Origin of the sequence: Thermosporothrix hazakensis (assembly GCF_003253565.1) — a bacterium.
Lineage (GTDB): Bacteria > Chloroflexota > Ktedonobacteria > Ktedonobacterales > Ktedonobacteraceae > Thermosporothrix > Thermosporothrix hazakensis.
Window position 1 is genome coordinate 211,806 of sequence record NZ_QKUF01000005.1, and the last position, 25,901, is coordinate 237,706.

Sequence of the window (25,901 nt, forward strand, 5' to 3'; positions counted from 1 at the left end):
GCCGTGTGGGAGTGCTGCTACCTGCGGCAATTCTGAACGCTCCTTTGTCACCCTTTCTTCAGGGATGCACAGCAGACATCACTCAAAGCCGCACAGTGACACCTTTATCATGGAGATACTGTTTTACATCCTTTATACGATATTCGCCAAAGTGGAAAATAGACGCCGCAAGCACGGCGTCCGCTCCGCCCAGTGTCACTCCCTCATAGAAGTGCTCAAGCATCCCAACACCACCCGAGGCAATCACCGGGACCGAAACAGCCTGCGCAATTTTTGCGGTCAGTTCAATATCATAGCCCTGTTTTGTGCCGTCCCGGTCCATACTTGTCAGCAGGATTTCACCAGCGCCCAACTCAACACCACGTTGAGCCCACTCAAGCGCATCCATTCCTGTCGGCGTGCGTCCACCATGAATAAAGACCTCATAGCCACTTGGTAATGCAGGATTGGACCGGGCATCAATAGCCAGCACGATACACTGCGCCCCAAATTGCTCAGCACCTGCACGCAGCACCTCCGGATGCTGCACAGCGGCGGTATTGAGAGAGGTTTTATCGGCACCCGCATTCAGAGTTGCGCGAATGTCCTCAATTGTGCGAATACCGCCACCAACTGTGACCGGGATAAACACACGCTCAGCGGTGCGCCTGACTACATCAAGCATCGTCCCGCGCTGCTCATAGGAAGCGGTAATATCCAGAAACACAACCTCATCCGCTCCCTCATCATTGTAGAGCGCAGCCAGTTCAACCGGATCACCGGCATCACGCAGATTCACAAAGTTGATCCCCTTGACCACCCGTCCAGCAGCCACATCAAGACAGGGAATAATCCGTTTAGTCAACATTGGGCCGCTCCTCTTTCTCAATCACGCGTACAGCGGTCGCAAGATCAACCGCGCCTGTATAAAGGGCCTTGCCAATAATCGCGCCTTCCACTCCCAGTGCAGCCAGTGCTTGCAAATCCTCCAGAGAGCTCACGCCACCAGAAGCGATCAACGCGGCAGGAGAGGCCTGTTGCATCTCGCTCAGAGCCGCAAGATTTGGGCCAACAAGTGCCCCATCTCGGGCGATGTCTGTATAGATGAAACGGCGCACCCCGAGCAGCGCAAGCTCCTGAGCCAGATGCGTCGCCTTTACCTGGGAATCCTCCATCCATCCAGCAATAGCAACATAGCCATTGCGAGCATCGATTCCGACAGCGATCCGTTCATCCCAACGCGCGAGCGCCTGCTTCAACAACTCGCGATCGGTAATCGCAACAGTGCCGAGAATCACGCGCTCGATTCCAGTGCTCAAGAGGTGTTCGATATGACCTGGAGAGCGCAAGCCGCCGCCGACCTCAATCTTCAACGAGGTCGCCTGACGAATGCGTGCAATCAGCTCTACATGAACGGGATGCCCCTGAGCAGCCCCATCCAGATCAACCACGTGGAGCCAGCGCGCTCCGGCCTCCTGCCAGCGCATCGCAACCTCAACGGGGTCTTCCGCATACGTCGTCATGCGGTTATAATCCCCCTGAAATAGACGCACACAGCGCCCATCCTTGATATCAATAGCAGGAAAGAGAATCATTGCTGCACCCATCTGGCAAAATTTTTCAGAAGCTGTAAACCAACAGCGCCACTTTTTTCGGGATGAAACTGCGTGCCCCAGACCTGTTCCGTCACAATTACCGAGCAATAGGGCGAACCATAATCCGTGACAGCAGCAACACCACTCTGCTCATGTGGCTCCACATAATAAGAATGGGCATAATAGAAGTAGGAGTCTGGGGCAATCCCGGCAAAAATGGGAAGGTTCTCACGCAAAGGCCGCACCTGATTCCAGCCCATATGTGGGATCTTGGGCCCATGCGGAATACGTCGCACCTCTCCGGGAAACAGCCCCAAGCCAACCGTCTCACCTTCTGCATGGTGATCGGCCAACAACTGCATACCAAGACAGATCCCCAGGAACGGCTTTCCCTGCTGTGTCGCCTCCCGAATGGCATCATCCAACCCATGCTGCTGCATATGCGCCATCGCCGCGCCAGCAGCACCCACACCGGGCAGGACAACCGCGCTTGCCTGTTTCACCACAGCAGGATCATCTGTTACCTGTACCGCCGCACCCACATATTCAAGCGCTTTCGCGATACTGTGAATGTTCCCGGCTCGATAATCAATAATGGCTATCATTGCTTAATCCTTCCAGGAGAACACACCATTATTCCCCATATAGACAGCATACGTCAGGCCAACCCACCCGATCAGCGGAGGCATCCGCTTCGGATCAAACAGGTTAATGGTCAGCAAAGGACAGCAGAGCAATGCAGATTGGATGATCATTTCCCAATCGTCAGGCAGTGAATCAATCGAGCGCAACCAATCAAGCAGTGGATAGATCAAATGCTTGAGCTTGGTCTGAAGAAGCGCCAACCGCACCGGCGCAAGCGTAAAGTCATACTCAACGACAACCTCCCGCTCCTCTTGATCCAGACGCGCCTGAAGCGTGCACGTTGGCTCGACCTCAAAGGGAAAGTACATCCAGGTCGCAAACACGTTGTGAAACAGCGGCTTAATTATATCGAGCAGCGGTGAATGGCGTCCCGCAAACGCTGGATCAAAGTAGAGATAGTCCCGTTGCTGCTCTAAAAAGACATTGCCAAAGTGAGCATCACCATGTCCGACCACCGTTGCCGCCTCACGCGAGGGGAGCAAAGCCACCTCAGCACGCTTGATAAGCTTCCCAAGCGTATATGGCTGAACAACCCCATTGATTCGCCAGCGATAGGTCAGAAGCTCCTCAAAAGGAATCCCGCTCTCAGGATGCCGGGGCAAGGGAATACGCTTTCCCGTGTAAAAGGTCTTAAGCCGCTCACCGGTGAGCCGATGCCAGAACAATTGATGAACAGGTGCTGACGCATGCTCGGCAGGCGAGACGAACTGCAAGCTATCGCGATAAATGGAGAGAAGCCGCTCACATTCACGTTTTTCCGCTTCCACCAGTATCTCTTCAGTTGCCCGATGCGTATCGCCGGTCTCTACCTCGCGCATAAGATCGAACATCACAGGCCAGCGCACCACCGGATAGATGACCATCTGGCGATCTTTCTCGTGCAGCGTTCGTACCGGTCGCACAATGTGATACCCGGCCTTCGTCAACAGCTTCGCATTATAATATTCGGCCAGGATCCCCTGATCCTCGATATGGGTCTTGAAAAAGAACTCCCCGGTATTGCTCCGATAGATACCGTTAAACGAATTGAGCGAGGTCGCTTTCGGCGTCAGAGAAACGCTGGCAGTCGCAAGTTGCATATGCAGATAGAACCAGCGTTGTAAAAGCAGCTCCGCCTTTGCCTTCTCGGTAAATTGAAGCCGCTGAATCGTCCCAAGATCGTCAAATTGCGCCACCAGCTCTGGAACCCGGGTAATATCCTTCAGCAGAAAATCTGGCTGGCTCTGTTCAAGCAGCGCTCGTGCTTCCTCTGTGCGCACGCCGGAATAGACCGCGATCGAGATGGCGTTTGCAGCCTCGGCACCACGGACGTCGCTTGGCGTATCGCCCACCACAATAAAGCTTCCTCGTGGCGGAAGCGGCGCATCAGGTCGATGCTCTGGACGAAACGCCTTCAAGAATGGGAAAGGATGCGGCTTGGAAAGAGAGAGTGTATAGCCCTGCTCGCGATAGCTCTGCTCCGCCTCGACCACCTGTGTATCAGTCACGATATGGAGCTTATCGAAATACTGATACAGATCATACTTTTTCAGCGGCGTTGTGGCCTCCTGCCAGTCACGCCCGGTACACACCGCCAGGGTATATCCCTGAGCCCTCAACGCCTTCAACGCCGTCGTAATCTGGTCAAGCGGGAGCTGTGGCTTCTCATCATGAATACAGCCAGGCTTTCCAGGCTGTAGCGGCTTCCGTCTGTAAGACTGCTGGTAGAGCGTATCGCCAAGGTACCACTCCTGAAAGATGTTCTGAACAAACTTCCAGGAGTCGCTGTACCGGGAAAAGATCTTCACATCTTTGAGGCCAGCTCGCTGCTCGGCGACCGTGTTAAAGCGATCCAGCAGGGCAAAGCCTGTATACCCGCTAAAAATGGGATCACTGAGCGAACAGAGGCGCTGCGGTCCGATCTCGGGCAGTGTCACCTGAGCAAGGGCTGCGCGGAAAGCAGTGTTCCAGTCTTCCTCCCAGGGACGCAGGGGCTGTAACGCCTCTCGGGCTGACGCAGGTAACAGCGAAAGCAGATCTATCAGGTACAGACTGAAGCCAGCATAGCACGTGTCCCAGTTGGAGTTCACAGCACGCGCTTTGAGACCCTGAATCAGTGCTACCGGAAAGACGGACTCTGCCAGCGCCTTCGCCTCCTCGGCATGCTGTGGAGCATGATACTCCTTGCGTCCATCGATATTCCAGTAGCGAGGACTATAGAGCAGCTCATGCAGTACCAGGCCTGCCGCTACCCAGTAGCACTCTTCATTCGTAATGACACCGTCAAGATCAAAAACAATAACTTTCTCTGCCATGCCTACCTCAACCTTTTCAGTCGTTCACGCAGAGCACGCACACTTACCGAGCTCTCGGTAAAACGATAGGTAATCGGCGTTACGTGAACATGGGTCGCCCCGGCAGCACGAAGCACCGCGATAATCTCCAGCAGTTCTGGAGCCGAATCGCCGACCCGCGCCACACCTGAAATGGTATAGGAGCCCGGCGCCGCACCATCATCCGGCGTCATCAGACGAAACTCGGTCGAAATACCCATCGCCTTGAGACGCTGATTGATCCTGGCACAGGTTTGCTGCACAAGCTCCTGATCATTGCAGCTCACATAGGCTGTCAGCAGCGAGCGATTACGCGCCTGAACCCGGGCATCAATCATTTCCAGAATAATCTCGGTCATCTTCAGCGCATGAGCATCCTGGCCAAGCAGGCGAGCATTGCCGATCAGACACGATTGAGAGCGCAGCACAACACCATCTTCAAGCAACTTCAGATGATTCTCGCGCAGCGTTGTACCTGTCTCGGTCAGATCGACGATCAGATCAGCGGTATCAGTTAACGGAGCCGCTTCAAGTGCGCCATGAGGCGAGAAGATCTTACAATGAGTAATATTATGACGCCGTAAGAACTGCCCCGTCAATACCGGGTATTTCGTCGCGATCCGCAGGCCACGCCCTTTATGCTGCCTGTAATAGCCGACCAGATGCCAGAGATCCGCGCAGGTACTCACATCGATCCAGGTTTCAGGCACCGCTACCACCAGACGGCAGCTTCCATAGCCCAGATCTTTGACCAGCACCAGCACCTCTTCATCCTCTTCTACCTCATCCGTCACATCATCGCCATAGCCCCGGTGTTCGGCAAGAATGTCATAGCCCGTGATTCCAAGCGCCGCATCCCCACTCTGCACCAGTGCCGGGATATCAGCCGCCCGCTGAAAGACGACCTCTACATCAGGCAGGCTCTTCATGCTGGCAAGATACTGGCGCGGATTGCTGCGGCGAACCTTGAGCCCACATTCCGCCAGAAAATTCATGGTTGCTGCTTCCAGAGCGCCCTTTCCAGGAAGCGCCAGACGAATGCGCTCACTCATAGATACTGCTCCTTTACCGCCACATAATCGCCGAGAGTCGCGAGAGGAACAACTTGCTCGGTCCCTGTCGCCAGGTGTCGAACTGTCACCGCTTCCTGAGCTCTTTCATCTTCTCCCACTATCAGCGCCAGCGACAATTCTTTGCGTGAAGCCTGCCGCAAACCAGAACCAACGCCATGCCCGCTCACGTCAACTTCCGCCCCCACCTCCATTGAGCGCAGCAGCTGTGCAACATGCAGCGCATAGGGCACGTCCTGCCCGCTGACCGGTATCACCATCGCCTGTACCTGCTTCTGGGTCGGAATGCTCGTTTTGGGCACATAGTTCAGCAGGCGCTCGACGCCAAAGGCAAAGCCGCACGCATTGACATCACGCGATCCCCCAACCGCTCGCACCAGGCGATCATAACGACCGCCACCGCATAACTGCGAGTCGAAGCCTGCCACATCCTGTGCATGTATCTCAAATACCAGTCCGGTATAGTAGTTGACCCCGCGTCCAAGCGAGAGATTGAGAATAATCTGCTCGGCAGGCACGCCGCACTGACTCACGACCTGCACCAGTTGCTGAAGCTCGGCCAGCGGGGCGGGATCAAGGTCATAGCGATCCAGTAATTCACGCAGCCTGCCAAAGACCTCGGGAGGCGGTCCCGAGACGGCATGCAGCGCCTTGAGAAACTCCAGCGCACCCATAATCTGGCGTCGCTGCTGGCTTCGTCCCATCTTCCAGAGGAAACGTTCAATTACCTCGCGTCGCGCATCATCGTCACCAAAAGAGATGCTGATACCACTCAACAACGAGGAAATATAACGCTCTTCAATCTCGCCATTTGTGCTCGAGGGCGTTGCGCCTCCCGAGGAAGCAGGGTAAAGCTCTTCCAGTCGCGCCTGAACATTTCGCTCTCCCTGGGGAGAACGGTTTATCTGTTCCATTAAACTGAGAAGTAAATGGGCCGCATGACTATCCAGATGGAGTCGATGAATGAAGCCGCTGGCAACTGCAATATGTCCCAATTCCAGGCGATACTGTCTGATATCCAGAGCATGGAGAATCTCACAGGCCAACTGAAGGATCTCCGCATCTGCTACTGGAGCGCTTCCGCCAAAGAGCTCAACGCCCAGTTGTGTATGCTGACGATAGCGACTGCGACCGGGTGCCTCATAGCGGAACACAGGCCCGACATACTGAAAGCGTAACGGCAGGGCCTGCTGCTGATAATGGTCTAGATACAGTCGACAGATCGAGGCCGTAAACTCCGGGCGCAGACAAAGATCGCGTTGATGCAAACGAAACGCATAGAGGTTCTGCCACAGTTCCTGTCCAAAGCTGACATGAAAGAGATCGCTTCGTTCGAGGAGAGGAGAGTCAACATGTGCATAACCGGCCTGTGCCAGCAAAGAACCGAGTTTTCCAATCACCCATTGCTGTTGCTGATACACGTCCGGCAAGAGATCATACATACCACGCAATCGCTCAACGCGCTTCCTCATACCAATCCTTTCAAAATAGCATAGCTGCACCGACAAAGCCTCAGAGAGGGGCTTTCCCCGCTCTCTGAAGCGCTTAACGGATAATCATGGTACCGGCACCCTGATTCGTGAACAGTTCGCGGAGCAACACATGCTGCTCACGGCCATCAACAATATGGACTCGCGGCACGGCAGCCAGCGCATCCAGGCAGGCCGATACCTTCGGGATCATGCCACCACTGATAATCCCCTCTTCAATGAGCTTGCGGGCCTCTGCCTCGCTCAATTCTGAAATCAGGGTCCCATCGGCTCCACAGATCCCGACAACATTACTCAAGAAAATGAGCTTTTCCGCATTCAAAGCGCCCGCGATATGGGCAGCAGCCAGATCGGCGTTAATATTCAGACAAGAGGCTCCAGCACCCTGAGCAAGCGGGGCAATGATCGGGATAAAGCCCTGTTCAATCATTGCCTGGATCGGTGCGGGGTCTACCTCATCAATTTCGCCCACATATCCCAGTCGCTCATCAGCGATATGAGCACGCAGCATACCGCCATCGGTTCCGGTCAGCCCGACCGCATTTCCCCCCAGTTGAGCTGTCATCAACACCAGACGCTGGTTAATCTGGCCGGAGAGAACCATTCGCACCACTTCTAATGTCTGCTCATCAGTGACACGTAGCCCGTTGATGAAGCGGGTCGGGATCTGTAAACGGGTCAGCCACTCATTAATATAGGGTCCGCCCCCATGTACAAGGACAGGGTGAGCGCCCAACTGGTGGAGCCATACAACATCCTGCAAGACTTCTTGCTGATGCTCAAGCATGCTCCCACCTAATTTTATCACCAGAATCTTGCCTTTGAGAAAGTTAATATACGAAATGGCCTCACTGAGTACCTGTGCAATAAGATGTTGATCGCTGATGATATTGCCCTCCGCATCCAGCGAATAGGTAATCGCCATGAAAGAAATGTACCTCCTTCACTCTTACCGCGCGCTTCACCGGGAAGCGCCGATTTCAGGAATGAAAACTCAGGGATAAACGCCGATTCCCGCCAGTCCAGTTGTTTCCGACAACCCGAAGAGACGGTTTGCATTCTGCACAGCCTGACTGGATGCCCCTTTCATCAAATTATCCAGGCAGGAGACCACAATCAGGCGCTGCGCTTGTTTGTCAACAACGGGATAGATAAAGCAGTGATTGCTTCCGTAGCTCCATTTGGTATGAGGTGGTGTATCAACGACGTGCACAAAGGGCTCATCAGCATAATATTCAGTATAGAGTTCTCGCAATGCCTCCTTTGAAGCGTAGCGCTCAAAAGCCTCCGGCTTCAATGAGGCGTAACAGGTCGCCAGGATGCCCCGGGTCATCGGTACAAGGTGAGGAATAAATGTAAGGCGAAGCCCATTCGCAAGCGGATGCCCACCTGCTTCAGCACCGGCGATCAACTCTTGAACAATCTCAGGCTGATGACGATGCCCATCCAGGCCATATGCACTGATATCTTCATTGGCCTCCGAATAGTGTGTGTTCTGCTTCGGGCTGCGGCCAGCACCACTGATCCCAGATTTTCCGTCAACCACCACATCAGGCTCAACAATGCCAGCGGCAAAGGCGGGCAACAATGCCAGAATCGCTGTTGTCGCGTAACAACCGGGGTTCGCCACGATTGATGCCTGTGCTATCTGCTCACGATAGCGCTCGCAAAGCCCAAAGACAGCGGTTTCCAGCATCTGTGGAGCAGGGTGAACATGTTTGTACCACTGCTCATAAACGGCGACATCATGCAAACGGAAGTCAGCCGAGAGATCAACAACTTTTGTTCCCTGTTGCACCAGTTCAAGCACCGCTTCCGCCGCTGCGGCATGGGGCAGACAGACAAAAGCGAGGTCCGTTCGTGCAGGCTTCTCGGTAATCACCATTTCAGGATGCACCGATGAGGAAGCAGTGAGGGCACGAAGCTGAGGGAAAACATCGCACAACCGTTGCCCGACGGCGCTCCGCGCGGTCACTGAAACGACTTCAAATTGTGGATGACAGGCCAACAAGCGCAATAGTTCCAGGCCTGTATAGCTTGTCACATTCACAATAGAGACACTGATCATAGCAACCACCTATCATGACAGATTAAAAAATGGCAATAAAAAAACCCTCATCCCTATCTGTTACACAGGGACGAGAGCCGAAACAATGCTCCCGCGGTACCACCCGGATTGCCTTTCCCTCAGGTAGACTCTCTCATCACAGTCTCCATCATTACCACACCATCGTGAGGGCGGAAAGACCACTCTCTGGCTCAGATCTCTCTGCATGGGAGCCTCTACCATCCGACCTACTTACTCTCAGACAAACGAGAATTTTCTTCGGTCAGCCGCTCACGAACGCGTTCTGAAGCTGGCTCTCCAGCCGGCCTCTCACCATATCCCGGTTCGCTGTTGGTTCCATGCCTCATACTGGTTTCGATCACAGCGGGACAGATTCCTGATATTCGCTTGTGTAGACCGACATACCCCAACCGGTCTCTTCTCTCTCAATAAGAGGGCTCTATCAATTGAGGTTTCTTCCTTCATCCAGCCAACGCTTGCCATTACAGGAAAACGGGCTGTCCAGAAGCGTTTGCGGTTGTTCAGACCCGCTCGTTCCCGACTGCCGATCGGTACGATATAGCGCTTGCCCGGGCTTCTCAAGACCCTTCGTCAGCAAGCCGCTCTATACCTGCAATGCTCTTCTATAGAGAAACGAGTATTCACAGCCAGAAGTCACATCTTTTTCCTTCTGTTCAGAATCGCGTTTCCTCATCCTGTCCGAAAAAACAGGACTTCTCATCCTCTCAAAGTAAAGCATAACAGCAGCAGTACCAGATGTCAACAGAGCGAAAAAATCTAGATACTTTGGATATTGACGATTGCCCGGATGGGGGAGGTCTCATCCCCCAAAAATAGGAGTAGCAAAAAGTATGCTTGCCCAATACAGCAACATCACGTACAATATGGCCTGCACCAAACCATCATTTATACAACACAGAGGCAGAAATTCATGACAGCGCGACGTGAAAAGACGATCGTTGCCCTCTCATCAGTAGGAGCCGCGATCGGACTGACAGCCTTGAAAATCATCGTTGCCCTGCTCACCGGAAGCCTGGGTATTCTCGCCGAAGCGGTTCACTCTGCTCTAGACCTTGTTACAGCGCTGATGACCTTCTTTGCCGTGCGTGTTGCCGACAAGCCAGCCGATGCCGAACACCACTACGGGCACGAGAAAATAGAGAACCTCTCGGCTTTTATTGAAGTCGTCCTGTTGATCCTCACCGCCCTCTGGGTTGTCTATGAGGCTGTCCAGCGGCTCTTTTTCCACGGTGAACAGCTTGACCTGAGCATCTGGGCCTTTCTCGTGATGGGTATCTCAATCATCGTCGATTACAGCCGCTCCCGTGCCCTGCTCAAAGTTGCACGCAAACTGGGCAGTCAGGCCTTAGAAGCGGACGCACTGCACTTCAGCTCGGATATCTGGAGTTCCAGTGTTGTAATTGTGGGTCTGCTAGTCGTCTTCCTGAGTAAACAATTCTCCCTCCCAGAGTGGCTGAGGAATGCCGATGCCCTCGCGGCGCTTGGCGTCTCGATAATCGTCCTGCGGGTCAGTCTGCGCCTCGCACGGGAAACCATCGACGCCCTGATTGATCGCGCACCCGAGAAGCTTCGCGAACAACTGGGCACTGAAATAGGCAGCATCAAGGATGTGATCGAGATCAGGCGCGTGCGCAGCCGCCGCGCTGGCAATAAAACCTTCACCGATCTGATCATCGCCGCCCCCCGTACCTTCAGCTTTGAACAAACCCATGAACTCAGCGAGCGCGTCGAAAAAGCGGCAATGGACGTTGTGCGCCGCATCTCTCCACAGGGAGAAATAGATATCGTTGTACACGTTGAGCCAGTAGCAGCACCAGATGAGACCCTCAGTGAGCAGATCCACTATCTGGCAAAGAAACAAGGCATCCATGTTCATGATATCCACATTCAGGAGATTGAAGGCAAGCTTGAGGCCTCCTTTGATGTCGAGGTACAGTCCGATATGGATCTACGACAGGCACACGAAGAAGCCACACGTCTTGAGCAAGCCCTGCTGCAACAGAATAAGCTCCTTCGCCGCGTGACTACCCATATTGAAGCCCCCAATCACACTATTCTGCCCCGTCAGGATGTCACCAGACACTACACCGAAATGGCTCAACGGATTATGCATATTGCCGATATGATCGCGGGCAAAGGGAGCGCACACGATATTCGCCTGTATCGCCCGGCTCCACAGCCTGAGGGACGCCATCCGGTAGAACTGGACCTTGTGCTGCATACTGTGTTTGACGCCCACGCCCCGGTCAGTCAGGTGCATATTGAGGCCGAAGAGATCAAACGAGCGCTCAGGCGCAGCTATCCCAATCTGGGCAGCATTATTATTCATACCGAACCTCCCGAAGCGCAATAGTTGAAGATACTCCCCATTGCGGCAATTATCGCGTATAATTTGAGCATATCTCGTTCAGGCACTTTCACGTCTCCTTACAGCCGCAGTAAGTCATATGAAAGGATAGAAGTAACATACGTGAGCGATAATATTGATGCACTGATCGGAAAAACCCTGGGTACGTGTACCCTTGAAACGCTCCTGGGACGCGGCGGTATGGGCGTTGTGTATCTGGCGCAACAGACGCGACCTCACAGAAAGGTTGCAGTCAAAGTACTCCATTCACCTGTTACCCTGGACCCGCAGGTCTATCAGGAATTCCTGGCTCGCTTCAGGCGCGAAGCAAATGTGATCGCTAGCCTGGAACACCCGCATATTCTTCCCATTTATGAGTACAATGAACAAGACCATCTGGCCTATCTCATCACCCCCTATTTAACAGGAGGCAATCTGCGCCATCTCCTGAAAAAGCGCGGGGCTCTTTCCCTGATAGATGCATCACGGTATATCGATCAGGCAGCCTCAGCCCTTGATTATGCCCATGCACGCAACATCATTCATCGGGATCTCAAGCCCTCCAATTTTCTGCTCCATGAAGATGGGCGCCTTGTTCTCGCTGATTTCGGTCTGGCCCGCATTCTACAGGAGACACCCCGAGGGCAAACGCTGACACAGACCGGGGTCCTGCTTGGCACCCCCGAATATATGGCCCCGGAAATGGTTCAGGGAACAACTATTGATCATCACGCCGACATTTACGAGCTCGGCGTGATGCTCTACGAAATGTTGAGCGGTCAAACACCATTTCAAGCAGAGACTCCTTTTGCTCTGGCAGTCAAACAGCTACACGACTCCTTGCCCCGGCTTCATGAACAGAGAAGCTCCATTCCTGAGGCCGTCGACGCCGTGATGCAAAAGGCAACGGCCAAACAGCCAGCAGAGCGCTATAACTCTGCCGGAGAGATGGCAGCCGCCCTCCGTCAAGCCATCCAAACAGCGGGGCATCCACAGGCAGCCGACGATATACAGGAATATATCCCTACAGTGCTGACGCCGAGCCCCTCGAGACAAATACCAACCCGGGTCCCCGGAGTAACCACGCAGCCACGAGAGCCAAGCACACCACCACCCTGGCAATCAGCTCCGACACTGGTGCCACCATCACACGGCGGCCAGACACAACCACCAGTCAGTTCGCCCTCCAAAGAGCAGCGCTTCTGGCAAATCATTACCGTTGGGTTACTCGTCGTCCTACTACTAACAGTCGGCACTTTTGGCTTTTTTCTGCTGCGTGGCCCCAATGCGAGCCCCCAACCAACCGCCACCGCGCCAGCGACAACCCAACAGCATACAGAAACCGTGGCAACAACGATGACGCCGAGGGAGACGGCAACAGCTACGTCTGCACCATCCCCTCCCCCTTCACCGACACCGTCGCCGACGCCAACCAGCAAGCCGATCAATACGCTCCAAACGGGCCCATTGCTCTATGCAACCGGGATGGTTGGTGAAGAATGCGACCGCCAGGGGGGAATCTGGGACAATTTCAACGGAATACAGATTACCTGCTTGAACAGCGGAGGCACACAGCTTACCCATACTACAGCCACACAACAGCTACAAGGAACCTTCCTTAAAGCGCTGGCAAGCGGTCAGGCCTATGCCTCAGACTATGTTGTACAGGCCACCTTCCGCATGCAGGAAAATAGCGGGACCTTCGGGCTGTATTTCCGCAACCAGCCCGGACAACAACAAGGGACCTACACAGTTCTTGTAGCGCCAAAGCACACCTGGACAGCAACAGTGTATAATAATGAAACAGGAGCGCCGACCCTCCTGACGGAAGGGACATTCAACGCAGGAGGAACCATCACCCTGTCAGTTAAGGTCAGCGGCGCAGAGTTCAGTTTCTATGTCAACAAACAGTTGATAGAATCCTTTTCCGATTCTACATACACTCTTGGAACAGCAGGTATTGCTCTTGATGCAAATGCAAGCGTGGTATGCACCAAATTCGAGCTATATGCTATCGGCTGATTCCGCTTGTGAAGCGCGATTAACACGTACAGTCAGGAGAAAGTACTAGCCACTACCATCCTGAAAGACTGTATATTATAGTAAAGGGGTAGAAGAACGCCACAGGCCCGGGCCTCATAGTTACCCTTCTGGTTTGCCTTCATGACACGTTTGAATATGCAGATGTGCACAGTGATAGGAACAGAAGGGTATACAATGTACAGGGCCTCGCTTTGAGAAGGGAGCACCCGTTCTTGCAAGCAGTTCAGTCTCGTGGCGTCATCCCGGTCAACGAAATCAGGAGAGTCCTGCACAACCTGCGAAGATATAAAGAATAACAATGAAGATATATTTCATGTGAGAGGATTGACGAGCGTGATAATAGATTACAATGAGCTCATAGGTAAAACGCTCGGAACATGCACAATCCGGCGTCTCCTCGGACGAGGTGGAATGGGTGCGGTCTATCTAGCGCAACAGGCGCGGCCACGGCGTACGGTCGCAGTCAAAGTCCTGCTTCCAGCAACAGTCATGGAAAAACGACCGCGAGCAGAGTTCCTGGCGCGCTTCCGACGCGAAGCGGATGCGATCGCCGCCCTTGACCATATCAACATCATGCCAGTCTATGAGTATGGTGAGGACGAGGATATTGCATATCTGGTCATGCCTTATGTGACCGGCGGCACACTCAAGGACCGCCTGGAACAAAAAGGCATACTACCTATTGAAGAAGTAATCCCGATCATAGAACAGGCTGCTGATGGCTTAGACAGCGCTCATGCTCAGGGCATCGTCCACCGGGACCTCAAACCGGCAAATATCCTCTTTCATGCAGATGGCAGAGTCTTGCTGGCTGATTTTGGGCTGGCAAAAGTGCTACGCGATATCAAGGAAAGTGATTTCAGAACACATGGCACACCCGCGGGCCTGACCAGCGCCGGGACTATCGTTGGTACACCTGAATATCTTTCTCCAGAACAGGGCACAGGAAAGCCAGTCGACCACCGCACTGATATCTATTCGCTTGGGATCACCCTTTTTCAGATGCTCGGAGGCACTGTTCCTTTCACCGGAACCTCTCCTGTAGCAATCGCGATCAAACATACGCTTGAGCAGCCGCCCTCACTTCGCAAGCTGAACCCTAAAGTGACCCCTGAAATGGAGGCCGTTGTCTTTAAGGCAATCGCCAAAGAGCCGGAACAGCGCTATAACAGCATCGGTGAGCTTGCACGTGCCCTGAAAATAGCAGCAGAGAACGCAAAGCGACCACCGGAGACAAATCTATCCAAATTTGTCGATATGCAGACCATCACACCGCCACCGGAACCCAAACCCTACACCCCCGACACTGCCGGTATCGATGATGCAGAGACGCGGCTGGAACTGGAAACAACCGGGCCAATGGCAACACCTCCATATCCTGCCGGTGGACAGCCGCTTCGCACCTCGTCACAACCGGCAGAAATCGGGATGGGAGGAAGCCCCTATAGCGCGCGAACTGTTGCCCATACGCCGACCAGAATACCGCCACAGATCGCACCACAAACGCCATCACGCCCATTAGAACAGGGACAGCCGCAACCTGGCCCTCAGCTCTATAGTTCGCAGAAAGTGCCCTCTGCTCCTTCTTATAAGAACGGCCTGGTCTATCCTCCGCCACAAACGCCACCGGTTCCGCCAGCGACACCTGTTCAGCCGAATACCATACAACAACAGACAGGCGCCAGACGTCAGCCACGCTTGATGGTAATGCTTGGTGTCCTTCTGGCGCTCCTGGTAATCGTTGGCGGACTGGCATCCTATTTCTATATCCTCAATGGGAATAACAAGGCCAGTAGCACACCTCCAGGGGGAGCACAGACCTCGCTCAACGCTACCGCCACAGCAACAGCACAGGATAAGAAGCCGCTCAAAGAGCTTCATCTACCCTCACCCATCGTCAATGCAGGCGAACGTCTTTACGGAACAGAACAACCGGGCCCTGATTGCGATCAGCGCGGAGGGAAATGGAAGACAGTTGCAGGCCTCACCGTCACCTGCAATGACACTGATGTTACCTTGCATGCCGGAGGAAACGCCGGAGGACTCTTGCTTCAGAGCTGGCCCAATCAACCACAGGGATTAACAAACTATGTTATCCAGCTTCAGATCAAGGCCACAAGCGGCTCGTTCGGGGTGATCTACACCAATGAGGACACCAATAAGCTCTATGATGCCTTTGTCTTCAATGAGGCTGGGGCATGGGTCGCGGAGGCTCATGACGAGAATATGCAGGTGAAGAATAGCATGACATCTTCCCCGATAGCGTCGGGTATCTCAAATCTGCATGATGAAATCACCATCGCCATTCAGGTGCAGGGCGGCAATGCCACAATGCAGATTAAAGATGCCTATAATGGTAATGCGATGAATCAGGTCTCCTCCTCTTATGCCTGTGGTATTCTTGTTCAGCCAGGCTCAAGCGTGGTCGTCAAAAACGTCGCCATTTATGCATACTAAAAGCTCCAAGAAGGAAGCGTCCGGGAACAAGACCCCGGACGCTTCCTTCTTTCTGTCATTGATCATATTACAAAACGTAGCACCATCAATACTACGGGGAATGGCTTAGTGAAAAAGGATAAGAACAATCATTTATTCGAGCACGTCTACGATACTTTCGAACTCATCATCGCGATCCCGCTGTTCTGAATCGGGAAACCAGTTACGAACGCGCTGAGCTGAGATAACTCCTTTCGCTTGACGTACCAGTGATGATGGATCGTGTTCCGACGAAGCAGCAACTACTTCAGCTTGCACCTGATCGGGAGGACATTTTTGAAGCTCTCTTGTGATCGTATGCAGTGCAGATTGCAAGCTTTTGATCGTATTGAGAGACTCCGCAGAGGTACTGATGCCAGCCTGTTGCGCCTTCTCAAGATTTTCACGCAAGGTCTTGACCTGACTCGTGAGCTGTTCTTGCAAACGGCGTAGCTGCTGGCACCTTTCAGGTTTATGCGTCATTACACCCTCGCTCTAATGCATTTGCTCATTTGAGACATTTCCCCCTCTGCAAAGGGGTTCACAGTACAATGCCTTTATACACTATCAGACACACATTGTGCAATGCAAATTCGTCCACACAGCCCTTTTATCTTATCACAGCCATGAGACCACTTTCAAAAAGAAAGGAAAACCAGGGTTTCAGCCTGTACCATTGGGAGCGAAACTCTGGTTTTCCTTTTCAATCAAGGGCAAAAGTGCGCTACTCTGCCTCCTGCTGCTTGCTAGAGCACAGTACTATTTGTATAGGCCTTCTGCAAATCCTTCACCGGCGAAATCATCTTCTGATCTACCATAAAGCGAGCCGTCGCTTCCCAGACCGCCGGGTCATTATAGCCAAGTTTGCCCTTGCCCTGCCATGTCGGGATAGTCGCCTTCAGCACTTCCAGGGCGCCAGCTGTATCAGTCAGGCCAGGCACATAGCTCTTGCTGATCGTGACCGCCTCTTCGGGATTCTTGATGACATCCTGCAACCCCTTCAGCGTCGCCTGTACAAATGCCCGCACTGTCTTCTCATCTGTACGCAGCATCTCCTCGGTCGCGACAATACCATTCGAGACCAGCGGATAATTCTCCGAGACCGCGAAGGTACGCACCTTGACCCCGCGCTTCTGCAACTGAAGCGGCTCATTGTTGGAGTAGCCCATAATAGCATCAACACGGTGCGCCAACAAGGCCGGAACCTGCGTAAAGCCGATTGACTGAATCTTGACATCGGCCTTTGTCAAATGTGCCTTATACAACAGCGCCAGTAGCCCCACATAAGAGGCCCCGTATTCTCCCGGAACCCCGATAGTGTGTCCCTTGAGATCCTCAAGCGACTTGATCGACGAGTCCTCGGGCACAATCAGGCTCACCGGATACTTTTGAAAGATTGTCCCGACATTCACGGCATTGACCTTTTTCTCCCGGGCAGTCAGGAGTTCATCCCCACTGACAAACACAAAGGTGTTCTTCCCGGCAACCATCGAGCCCACCAGATCAGGCACAATCCCATGATTGAAGGTGACATCCAGACCAACTTCATTATAATACCCCTTACTCTTGGCAACATAGAAAGGGGAAAACTGCACATCAGGAACATACCCCAGACCGATAGAGACCTTCTTCGCGCCGGGGGCAGGAGTTGCAGGGCTTCCTGCTCCGGTAGAGGTGGCTCCTCCACACGCAGCAAGCAGCAAGCCCAGGGCGAGCACCAACATAAGCGCTGATGACAGCGCAGAGATTCGACGACGTACAAACATCTGCTTTATTGACTCCGTTCAATCCAGTAATCATGCAACCGGAAAATACCGGCTATCAGTAGATGATCTTCGCCAGCTTTCCCAGTAGCCACGTACTGCCATAATATGCCACAGCCAGAACCACTAAGACAAGTAAAGTAGCGAACATAAATGCGGTATTATATTGATTCTTGGCAACCAGCAGTAAGGAGCCAAGCCCCTGATCGCCGCCCTGCACAAACTCGCCTACCAGAGCGCCTACAACCGAAAGCGTTAACCCGGTGCGAATCCCTGCCACGATTGAAGGCAATGCCAGCGGGAACTCGATATGCGCGAACATTGTCCAGCCTGATGCCCCCTCAACTCGCGCAGCATCAATTAACGGCTTTTCAATTGTTTGAATACCAAGCACGGTATTCACAACCATTGGGAACAGCACAGTGAGTGCGCAGACATACATGTTGGGAATCCAACCATACCCCAACCAGAGTACCAGCAAGGGGGCTATCACGATCGCCGGGATCGCCTGTCCCGCCGCCAGATAAGGGTGAATAGCCGCAGCCAACAGCCGCGACTTCGCCAGACCATAGCCAAGCGGGATCGCAATAACCAGCGCCAGCACAAAGCCTAACAGGCTCTCTTTCACCGTCACCAGCACGTTATTCAGATAGAGACCAGAAGCGATACCATCATTGAGAGCGGTAAACACATCCTGTGGTGCGGGCAAGAAGAGCGCATTTATCTGTCCCTGATTGGTGCCCAGATACCAGCCAAGAAACAACAGGAGCGCCAGTACCAGAGGAGGCACAACGGAAAGCAAGATGTTCGCGGTACGAGCATGCTGACGGGCTCTTTGATGCCGCATACGTGCGGCAGAAGTCATTCCATGTGGTTGCTGCTCAAGCAACGCCTCATCCTTGATTGGTGAAATCACACTCATTTACATCCCTCTCGGTAGTTTTACAGACGGAAAAACACGACAAGACACAGCTTGTCCGTCGAAAGCCACCGACCCAGGGGGAAATGTTGCGAGGGGAGATACATGGCGATCGCGCATAGCACACACAAGATATGCATGTTTCATGCGATACAGCACGCACACCTTATGCACATATATACATATATAGAAACGCTATGCCTCTCCCTGCTCGAAAGTGCAGGAAGATACGATCTCTTTTCAACCTTCTCCCATCCGGACTGTAACCGTCGGCTCTGGAACTTCCCCAGATCCACTGCATACTGCAGGTCGCGGGCTTTACCGCCGGTCGGGAATTGGAAATTCGCTTTCCTCACCCTGCCCCGAAGGTCTTTTCTTCAGCCATAGTATGCCACAAAAGGTCATAGGCATGCAAGGAGAGATCCATCCCCTTGCATATACCCGAGCTTAGCGATTTTCGACGCGATGGAACGATTCCCCATACAGAGAACCAATTTTCTTCCCTACCGAAGCAGCCCAGTAGCGCAGCATTGGCACAATAGCTTCAAAATCAGCAGAAACCTGGCTGGTATGTGCTCGCAGCGCCTCTAGTTTCGTTTCAAAAGTCTCGGTAATATCGACATAGTGGTTCTCCACGGGAGCGCCCACAATGTAAATCTCCGACACCTTATGCGGCTTCAAGCCTTCTGCCAGCAGTTCAGGGAAATCCCAGGGATTCTGCGAGGCCGGGTAGAGAGCCGCCAGCGTCGCTTCACCGGCAGCCAGATGATCTGGATGATGGCGCGGAATGCTCAATTCTGGAACCCAGGTCCGCTCAGGAGACTGGCAGATCACACGCGCAGGCCGATATTGTCGCAGCAGCCGCACAATATCTTTGCGCAACTCCAGCGTTGGCCGCAACATGCCATCTGGATACCCCATAAAGATGACATCTTTCACACCGAGGATACGGCAGGCGTTCCGCTGTTCTTGCATTCGGGTCTCGGTGATCTGGCGTCGAGCTTCCGGGCTCACATCAGTGGCATCATCAGAACCACCACTTCCACCATCTGTACAAACGACATAGTACACATCCCATCCCTCGCGCACCCAACGCGCAACGGTCCCAGAGCATCCGAACTCGGCATCATCAGGATGGGCCATAATAACCATAGCGACTTTATTCTGTTCTTCCTGTACGCTCACTTGTTTCTTCCTCACACTCTTTTCATACAGAAGGCCTGAAAAAGAAGGGCGCATCAACACCCTTCTTGCTGACATCCAGAACCCTTTATTCTCAAGCATATTATATGCAAGCAGTTCAATTCTGCACACCGTCCAAAAGGACAAAAACGGGCTCTAAGATTTTCCATCAACATTGAAGCAAAATAGTGTCCCTGGACAGGATCTCTTTTGACCTCCTGGTATTTCTGTATAGCTATAGAAACAATCGAGCAACGAAAAATATGCCGCCCTCAGCAACAAAGGCGGCATATTTCTGAGCGATCGCAGAAAGATCAGGCAAGCAATGTCTGTTCGCGATGTGGACCAACGCCCACACTATGCAGCGGGACCTCGGTCAGCTCGGTCAGGCGATCCAGATAGGCCCGAGCATTGCGCGGCAGATCCTGTAGCGATTTCACCTGACTGAGATCCTGCTTCCATCCCGGCAGATACTCATAGACCGGCTCGCACTGCTCATGAATAAACGGGTCAGGCAGATCCTGCAAGATCTCTCCCTGATAGCGATAGGCTACACACACCGGGATCTCATCAAAGGTATCCAGCACATCCAGCTTGGTGATTGCCAGGCCAGTACAGCCATTGAGTCCGGTGACAAAGCGCGTCACGACCGCATCAAACCAACCAACGCGCCGTGGACGGCCCGTTGTCGCCCCATACTCGCCCCCAAGCTGGCGCAGATGTTCGGCCTCTGAACCTTGCAGTTCGGTTGGCATTGGCCCTGTGCCTACCTGCGAGCTATAGGCCTTTGCGACGCCGATCACCCGATCAATCCGATACGGAGGAATACCAGCGCCAACAGCGGCCCCCGCCGACGACGGATTTGAGCTGGTTACAAAAGGATATGAGCCCCAGTCGATGTCCTTCATCGCGCTTAGCTGACCTTCCAGCAAGATATTTTTCCCTTCGCGCAATGCTGTACGCACCAGAGGCACTGTATCAACAATACGCGGACGAAGCTGCTCTCCCCATTCCAGACAGGCAGAAATAAGCTGCTCTGCATCAAATGGCTGCTGCCCATACACATGCGTCAGGATTGTGTTATGACGACGCAAGATAATCGCCAGTTTGTCGCGCAAAACATTTTCATAGAACAGATCACCTATCCGAATGCCGATGCGAGCCACTTTATCCGTATAGGCCGGACCAATCCCACGGCCAGTAGTCCCGACGCGATACGCACCACGTGCCTCGTCTTCCACCTTATCCAGCAACTTATGATAGGGCATCACCACATGAGCGCGATCAGAGATCAGCACATGGTCGATGGGAACACCTTGCGCTGCAATCTCCTGAAGCTCCTCTAGCAGGGCCGGAGGATCAATCACGGTTCCGGTGCCCAGAATGCAGGAACAGGTAGAATTAAAGACACCCGAGGGGACGAGATGAAGCTTGAACTCCCCAAAGCGATTGACCACGGTATGGCCTGCATTGCCCCCGCCCTGAAAGCGCATACAGAGCTGAGCATCCGCACTCAACAGATCGACAAGTTTCCCCTTGCCTTCATCGCCCCATTGTGTGCCAACGACAACTGTAACAGTCATAAGATATGCTCCTCAAAACGTAGTCAGGCCAAACATGCCTGAAAATAATACAGCAACTAGCGCAACGACTCATCCAAAGCAGCCGGAAGGTGAATCGAGCGTGAGCCCAATGTAGTGATCGCCACCAGGCGCTCAGCATCCGCCTCGGGCAACAAGCGCCGCCGCAGCTCGACCAGATGTGCCCCGAATGCTTCTTCCAGGTCATCCGAGAACCGCTCATAAATCGCGGCAACATATGCCTCATCACGTATCAATTTTTCCACGAGCCGTACCAGAGTACGGTTTTGCGTCACCACACCAGTTGCGGGCGCGTCAAGCGATGCCACCAACGCCTCTTCAAAATCAACCGCCAGCGCCACCAGATGGCCACTGACCACCTTCTCCGGTCCCTCGTGCTGATAAATCGTTGCGAAGTCGGCCTTAGCTTCACCAAAGAGATTCAGGATAATAGTGCAGCCACGGTCTCGCGCATCACGTAGTGCGTCGGCCAGCGCTTCCAGATCTTCCGCCCAGAGGCTGGCCGCAATGCGATGTTGTGCCGCGTTCACCAGTTCAAGCAAACGTGCCTCAATACGACCTCGCTCGTTCAGCTCCCAGTAATGCCCAACGGCATCGGGCTGCTCAAGCGCAGAGAGCTGCTGTTCCAGCGCCCGGCACCGTTCCTCCGTTTCGGCCTGAATTCGCTTCAACAAACGCGCAGGAGGAACAGGCGCATACCGTACCGGTTCCGCACTGACCGCAGTTACCCGTTCTTTCGCCGCCAGCGTCTCCAACGCCTGATAGGTATTTGCCCGGGGCAAACCTGTCCCTTTACTGATCTCATAGCCGGTAGAGAGGGGATGCTGAAGAAGATAGACATACACCTGCGCTTCGGCCCCGGTGAAGCCGAGATGCTTCATTTCCTCGATGGGTGTGCCGGTCATGAGATTCTGTCCTTTCTGCATAGGGTATAGTAGTAGCAAACACTACTACTATACCGAACTAACAGGAGCGCTGTCAAGGGAGAAGCCAATATCATTTTTTGCCGGGAAGTCTTTTGCTCATCTTTTTGGGGCGCGAGAGAAGCTGTCTCGTGCTCCAGCTCCCGATCATTGCCGATTGCTCATGCATGATATACTAGTGTTTAAATTAACGTCTCTCTATTTCAGCAGGACAATGCATGGAGGAAAAAGCAGTTGCGCCTGACAACCTACGATAACATCAGCGGTCATCATCAACACATCTTCGTCTCATCTCACTTTGATGACGTTGTGTACTCCTGTGGAGGAACACTGGAGGCTCTGGCGCGCACAGGAGCGCGTCCACTCGTTGTCACCGTTTATGCGTCTGCCCCCGGTCCAGAAATGCCTCTCAGAGAAGAGGCCCTTTCTATTCACAAAATCATGTCGCTCCCTGAGACAACGCCAGCACAGGAGGTTGTTGAAATCCGTCGCCTCGAAGACGCCGCCGCCTGCGAGCATCTGCACAGTGACTATCTCTGGCTCCACTACTATGACAAGATCTACCGCGATACGCCCTTCGCCAGCGATGAGAGGAAAATTCCCCAGATTCACCCGGATGATCGCTGGATCGAAACGCAGCTTGCGCAAGAGCTTCTTACGGTTCAGCAGCGCCATCCAGATGCAATATGGTACTTCCCGCTTGCAACTGGACATCATGTCGATCATCTCAGCGTTTATGAGGCTGGAGCACTGCTTGAGCAAAGCGGAGCCACTGTCTATTACTACGAAGACTTCCCGTATGCACTCCGCGCCGCGCCGCTCTCACTTGAGGACCGTATGAGCGAGCTCAAACGCTCCTTTACGCCGATGCTTGTTGACATTACCGAGACCCTGACCTGCAAGGTCGAAGCCTCGAGCATGTATAGTTCACAGACATTGATGAACTTCGGCAGTCAGGAACAGCTCGTCGAGCAAACGACTACCTATCCGCGCACGATCAAGCCGGAAAGCGGTCGCTGTTACGAGCGCTACTGGCAACCAGCAAAGTGATCTATCTCCACCCATAGCCATTTTCAACACAATAAAAGAGCAGGCTCTATCACAAGCGAACCTGCTCTTTCTTTGCACCTTCAGCCTTGATCTTCGTCCCGCTCAAACAGGACCAGGATCAGGCCACCAATCATCGCCAGATTCTTCATGAAATGAATGCGCTGGCCGGTACGATTGGCGGGATCATCTTCCTTCCAGAAAGGGTGTCCCAGCAACGTTGTCGGGATCATCGTTCCAATCAGCGTCAATGACGCGAGCTTCGGCAGCACATCGACCGCAAGAGCGGTACCGCCAAGCAACATCAACGCTCCATTCAGAATCGTTGCCTGGCGAGCCTGAGGAATACCACTTGCCTCAACAGCTTGCGCGATTCCCTCGGGATGCATCACCGTGTTTGCGCCACTGGTAATAAAGATCGCTGAAAGCAACCCCCGCCCAACCGTTTTCAGTAGAGACATAGCTTCCCCCTTTCGATATATACCTTGTCATGCAGGTAACTGATCGAAAGCAAGGAAGCAGCCTCTGCTGAAAGATGAGCCTGCTACTGCGTCAGATACACCTCCGACCAGTCACCGAAGTAGAGACCATTACTGTTTAAGGTCACGCCATGAAGCTTAGAAGAGAAGACAGCCGTCATTGATTTGTGCGTCAATGGTAGCCAGCCCACATCTTCAATAGCGATACGCTCAGCTTTAGAGTACAGATTCAGGCGATCCTGCCCGGAAGCGTTCTCGGCCTGCGCAACCGTCTTATCAAACTCTGGATTGTTCCACAGGCCGTTATTGTTGGCGGATGTTGAAAGCAGGCTCAGATCCAGCCACTCATACGGGTCCGGGAAGTACACACCCCACTGAGTAAAGCCAAACTGGACAGTTCGTTTTGATGTCTCCTGGTTATAGGTTGTCAGCTCCATCGGGTTCAGCTTCACCTGAACACCGAGAGCATCTTTCCACATCTGCTGCAAAGCGGAAGCCTCATCCTGTGGCACCTGCGACCCCGGATAGGTAAAGGTCACAGGCGGCATCTTACTCACATCAGGATAAACTGATTCCAGTAACTGCCGGGCCTTCTGTTTGTTGAAGGGAATGCCTTTGTAATCAGTCTGCGCGCCAGGTTGACCGGGCGGGATAATTGTATCGGCGACCGTCACCGTATCCTTAAAGATATTTTTTGCCAGCGCCTCTTTATCGATGGCTGCGGCAAAAGCCTGACGGACAGCAGACTTATCAAACGGCGGCATCTTATTGTGAAAGAACAGCAGATCTGTCTGTAAGATAGGCTTGCGCACAAAGCCCGGCAGCTTCTTTGCAGTCTCCTGATCGGCAGGAATCAGGTTCCAGATTAAATCATACTGGTTTGCCTGATAGGAGCGAAAAGCGGTTGCAGGATCTTTGATAAAGAACATATCCACTTCGCTCAATTTCGTCTTTGTTCTATAGTAATGAGGGTTCGGCACCAGAACCATCTTCACGCCCTTCTCCCAGGATTTCACCATAAAGGGTCCGGTTCCCGCGCCGGTGTTGGCGATGTTCTGGGACCAGCGATCCTGTCCATATTTCTCGATGACCTGCTGATTCAAGGGATAGAAGAGGGAGACGGTAAGCAATTGCAAGAAGTAGGCCGTGGGACGGACAAGCGAGACCTGTAATGTATGCTCATCCAGCGCCTTTACACCGCTGAGCGTTTTCGACTTGCCGGAAATGACATCCTGCGCTCCGACAATGGATTCCATCAACACCGAGGCTACAGGTGACTTCACTTCAGGCAGAAGAGCACGCGTCCAGGTCCAGACATATGACTGAGCCGTCACAGGAGTTCCATCCGAGAACTTGACGTCTGGTCGGAGCTTAAAGGTATAGACTTTGTTGTCCTGCGAAATCTTCCACGACTCCGCCTGATCGGCGACGACGTTCAAATCTTTATCCGAGCGCACCAATCCACTAAAAATCATATTAATGGCAAGATTTGAATTCGAGTCGGGACCGCTTGCCGGATCAAGTTTCCCGATATCAGCCGTGCCGACATTCGGGAAACGCAGTACCTGCTTTTGTGCAGGTGTCTCACTGTTACTCGTAGCACCTGTACTACCACCTCCACAGGCTGAGAGTAGAAGAAGCAGCAAGCAGGCGAGCGAAATAAAAGTGAAGCGTGTGTCCTTTTTCCGCACTAAAGGCATAATTATCTGTTCCTCTTTCTTCTCGAAAGTCCACACAAACTTGTAAACAAACAATGCATTATTATACATCCTCAGAAGGGGATCGCGCATCGGCGCAACAGCGACGATACGAAAAAGAAAACAAGACAAAGGGTGTCTTTTCTTCCAGATAGAATGGCATCGGAAAGTATACCCCCCCTTCCTTGCAGGAGAGTATCACCATAAAGCAACACTTTATTATTTGCAGCATTGCATCCAAGCGT

20 protein-coding genes and 1 riboswitch are annotated in these 25,901 nt (G+C 53.2%); of the genes, 4 read left to right on the forward strand and 16 right to left on the reverse strand.

The window, feature by feature from the left end; all coding sequences use genetic code 11:
- Positions 1-82: 82 nt before the first annotated feature.
- The 8 genes from hisF to argC form a co-directional block, all read right to left on the reverse strand.
- Positions 83-847, reverse strand: a complete 765-nt coding sequence (gene hisF, locus EI42_RS10315; protein ID WP_111321537.1) for an imidazole glycerol phosphate synthase subunit HisF — start codon at positions 845-847, stop codon at positions 83-85.
- Complete coding sequence (hisA, locus tag EI42_RS10320; protein WP_111321691.1) at positions 837-1,574, reverse strand: 1-(5-phosphoribosyl)-5-[(5-phosphoribosylamino)methylideneamino]imidazole-4-carboxamide isomerase; 738 nt, start codon at positions 1,572-1,574, stop codon at positions 837-839. Before hisA ends, hisF begins: the two co-directional genes overlap by 11 nt.
- A complete protein-coding gene (gene hisH / locus EI42_RS10325) occupies positions 1,571-2,179 on the reverse strand; it encodes an imidazole glycerol phosphate synthase subunit HisH (protein ID WP_111321539.1) in 609 nt (202 codons plus the stop codon). Before hisH ends, hisA begins: the two co-directional genes overlap by 4 nt.
- Before the next feature lie 3 nt (positions 2,180-2,182).
- Positions 2,183-4,513, reverse strand: a complete 2,331-nt coding sequence (locus tag EI42_RS10330; RefSeq protein WP_111321541.1) for an HAD family hydrolase — start codon at positions 4,511-4,513, stop codon at positions 2,183-2,185.
- Between the two features lie 2 nt (positions 4,514-4,515).
- The gene (gene hisG / locus EI42_RS10335; protein ID WP_111321543.1) at positions 4,516-5,583 is read right to left on the reverse strand and encodes an ATP phosphoribosyltransferase; all 1,068 of its coding nucleotides are present in this window, start codon (positions 5,581-5,583) and stop codon (positions 4,516-4,518) included.
- Positions 5,580-7,073: a histidine--tRNA ligase gene (locus EI42_RS10340; protein ID WP_111321545.1), complete on the reverse strand. Its 1,494-nt coding sequence runs from the start codon at positions 7,071-7,073 to the stop codon at positions 5,580-5,582. The genes hisG and EI42_RS10340 overlap by 4 nt, the downstream gene beginning before the upstream one ends.
- A gap of 73 nt (positions 7,074-7,146) precedes the next feature.
- Positions 7,147-8,016, reverse strand: coding sequence for an acetylglutamate kinase (gene argB, locus EI42_RS10345; protein WP_111321547.1), 870 nt, complete (start codon positions 8,014-8,016; stop codon positions 7,147-7,149).
- Positions 8,017-8,085: 69 nt separating this feature from the next.
- Positions 8,086-9,159: an N-acetyl-gamma-glutamyl-phosphate reductase gene (argC, locus tag EI42_RS10350; protein WP_111321549.1), complete on the reverse strand. Its 1,074-nt coding sequence runs from the start codon at positions 9,157-9,159 to the stop codon at positions 8,086-8,088.
- Positions 9,160-10,090: 931 nt separating this feature from the next.
- Between argC and EI42_RS10355 the strand changes: the two genes are divergently transcribed.
- From EI42_RS10355 to EI42_RS10365, 3 genes are all read left to right on the forward strand, one after another.
- Complete coding sequence (locus tag EI42_RS10355) at positions 10,091-11,533, forward strand: cation diffusion facilitator family transporter (protein ID WP_111321551.1); 1,443 nt, start codon at positions 10,091-10,093, stop codon at positions 11,531-11,533.
- A gap of 117 nt (positions 11,534-11,650) precedes the next feature.
- Positions 11,651-13,549, forward strand: a complete 1,899-nt coding sequence (locus EI42_RS10360) for a serine/threonine protein kinase (RefSeq protein WP_111321553.1) — start codon at positions 11,651-11,653, stop codon at positions 13,547-13,549.
- A 354-nt stretch (positions 13,550-13,903) separates the two neighbouring features.
- Complete coding sequence (locus tag EI42_RS10365; protein ID WP_137686240.1) at positions 13,904-16,027, forward strand: serine/threonine-protein kinase; 2,124 nt, start codon at positions 13,904-13,906, stop codon at positions 16,025-16,027.
- A 132-nt stretch (positions 16,028-16,159) separates the two neighbouring features.
- On the opposite strand, the gene EI42_RS10370 is transcribed toward EI42_RS10365, so the two are convergent.
- The 6 genes from EI42_RS10370 to EI42_RS10395 all read right to left on the reverse strand — a co-directional run bounded on the left by EI42_RS10370 (position 16,160) and on the right by EI42_RS10395 (position 22,415).
- Positions 16,160-16,528 (reverse strand): hypothetical protein, encoded by a 369-nt coding sequence (locus tag EI42_RS10370; protein WP_111321557.1) that lies wholly within the window; start codon positions 16,526-16,528, stop codon positions 16,160-16,162.
- A 263-nt stretch (positions 16,529-16,791) separates the two neighbouring features.
- Positions 16,792-17,811, reverse strand: a complete 1,020-nt coding sequence (locus EI42_RS10375; RefSeq protein WP_111321558.1) for an ABC transporter substrate-binding protein — start codon at positions 17,809-17,811, stop codon at positions 16,792-16,794.
- A gap of 55 nt (positions 17,812-17,866) precedes the next feature.
- Positions 17,867-18,730: an ABC transporter permease gene (locus EI42_RS10380; RefSeq protein WP_111321560.1), complete on the reverse strand. Its 864-nt coding sequence runs from the start codon at positions 18,728-18,730 to the stop codon at positions 17,867-17,869.
- Between the two features lie 236 nt (positions 18,731-18,966).
- Positions 18,967-19,101, reverse strand: a riboswitch (FMN riboswitch).
- 73 nt (positions 19,102-19,174) lie between these two features.
- Positions 19,175-19,879, reverse strand: coding sequence for a PIG-L deacetylase family protein (locus tag EI42_RS10385; RefSeq protein ID WP_371860004.1), 705 nt, complete (start codon positions 19,877-19,879; stop codon positions 19,175-19,177).
- A gap of 344 nt (positions 19,880-20,223) precedes the next feature.
- Positions 20,224-21,492 (reverse strand): adenylosuccinate synthase, encoded by a 1,269-nt coding sequence (locus EI42_RS10390; RefSeq protein ID WP_111321564.1) that lies wholly within the window; start codon positions 21,490-21,492, stop codon positions 20,224-20,226.
- Between the two features lie 56 nt (positions 21,493-21,548).
- Positions 21,549-22,415 (reverse strand): TrmB family transcriptional regulator, encoded by an 867-nt coding sequence (locus EI42_RS10395; RefSeq protein WP_170142523.1) that lies wholly within the window; start codon positions 22,413-22,415, stop codon positions 21,549-21,551.
- Positions 22,416-22,667: 252 nt separating this feature from the next.
- Here EI42_RS10395 and EI42_RS10400 point away from each other — a divergent pair, with 252 nt between their 5' ends.
- Complete coding sequence (locus EI42_RS10400; RefSeq protein WP_170142524.1) at positions 22,668-23,483, forward strand: PIG-L family deacetylase; 816 nt, start codon at positions 22,668-22,670, stop codon at positions 23,481-23,483.
- Between the two features lie 80 nt (positions 23,484-23,563).
- Here EI42_RS10400 and EI42_RS10405 read toward each other — a convergent pair whose 3' ends face one another.
- Together EI42_RS10405 and EI42_RS10410 are read right to left on the reverse strand one after the other, a co-directional pair.
- The gene (locus tag EI42_RS10405; protein WP_111321570.1) at positions 23,564-23,941 is read right to left on the reverse strand and encodes a DoxX family protein; all 378 of its coding nucleotides are present in this window, start codon (positions 23,939-23,941) and stop codon (positions 23,564-23,566) included.
- A gap of 83 nt (positions 23,942-24,024) precedes the next feature.
- Positions 24,025-25,659, reverse strand: a complete 1,635-nt coding sequence (locus EI42_RS10410) for a peptide ABC transporter substrate-binding protein (RefSeq protein ID WP_111321693.1) — start codon at positions 25,657-25,659, stop codon at positions 24,025-24,027.
- Positions 25,660-25,901 lie beyond the last annotated feature (242 nt).

Coding starts and splice junctions, on each gene's coding strand:
- EI42_RS10375 (WP_111321558.1), bottom strand. CDS start 17,811: ATGTTTGTACGTCGTCGAATCTCTGCGCTGTCATCAGCGCTTATGTTG.
- hisG (WP_111321543.1), bottom strand. CDS start 5,583: ATGAGTGAGCGCATTCGTCTGGCGCTTCCTGGAAAGGGCGCTCTGGAA.
- EI42_RS10380 (WP_111321560.1), bottom strand. CDS start 18,730: ATGAGTGTGATTTCACCAATCAAGGATGAGGCGTTGCTTGAGCAGCAA.
- EI42_RS10385 (WP_371860004.1), bottom strand. CDS start 19,879: ATGGTTATTATGGCCCATCCTGATGATGCCGAGTTCGGATGCTCTGGG.
- hisH (WP_111321539.1), bottom strand. CDS start 2,179: ATGATAGCCATTATTGATTATCGAGCCGGGAACATTCACAGTATCGCG.
- hisA (WP_111321691.1), bottom strand. CDS start 1,574: ATGATTCTCTTTCCTGCTATTGATATCAAGGATGGGCGCTGTGTGCGT.
- EI42_RS10410 (WP_111321693.1), bottom strand. CDS start 25,659: ATGCCTTTAGTGCGGAAAAAGGACACACGCTTCACTTTTATTTCGCTC.
- EI42_RS10330 (WP_111321541.1), bottom strand. CDS start 4,513: ATGGCAGAGAAAGTTATTGTTTTTGATCTTGACGGTGTCATTACGAAT.
- EI42_RS10370 (WP_111321557.1), bottom strand. CDS start 16,528: ATGACGCATAAACCTGAAAGGTGCCAGCAGCTACGCCGTTTGCAAGAA.
- argC (WP_111321549.1), bottom strand. CDS start 9,159: ATGATCAGTGTCTCTATTGTGAATGTGACAAGCTATACAGGCCTGGAA.
- EI42_RS10395 (WP_170142523.1), bottom strand. CDS start 22,415: ATGACCGGCACACCCATCGAGGAAATGAAGCATCTCGGCTTCACCGGG.
- EI42_RS10340 (WP_111321545.1), bottom strand. CDS start 7,073: ATGAGGAAGCGCGTTGAGCGATTGCGTGGTATGTATGATCTCTTGCCG.
- EI42_RS10405 (WP_111321570.1), bottom strand. CDS start 23,941: ATGTCTCTACTGAAAACGGTTGGGCGGGGGTTGCTTTCAGCGATCTTT.
- argB (WP_111321547.1), bottom strand. CDS start 8,016: ATGGCGATTACCTATTCGCTGGATGCGGAGGGCAATATCATCAGCGAT.
- EI42_RS10355 (WP_111321551.1), top strand. CDS start 10,091: ATGACAGCGCGACGTGAAAAGACGATCGTTGCCCTCTCATCAGTAGGA.
- EI42_RS10390 (WP_111321564.1), bottom strand. CDS start 21,492: ATGACTGTTACAGTTGTCGTTGGCACACAATGGGGCGATGAAGGCAAG.
- hisF (WP_111321537.1), bottom strand. CDS start 847: ATGTTGACTAAACGGATTATTCCCTGTCTTGATGTGGCTGCTGGACGG.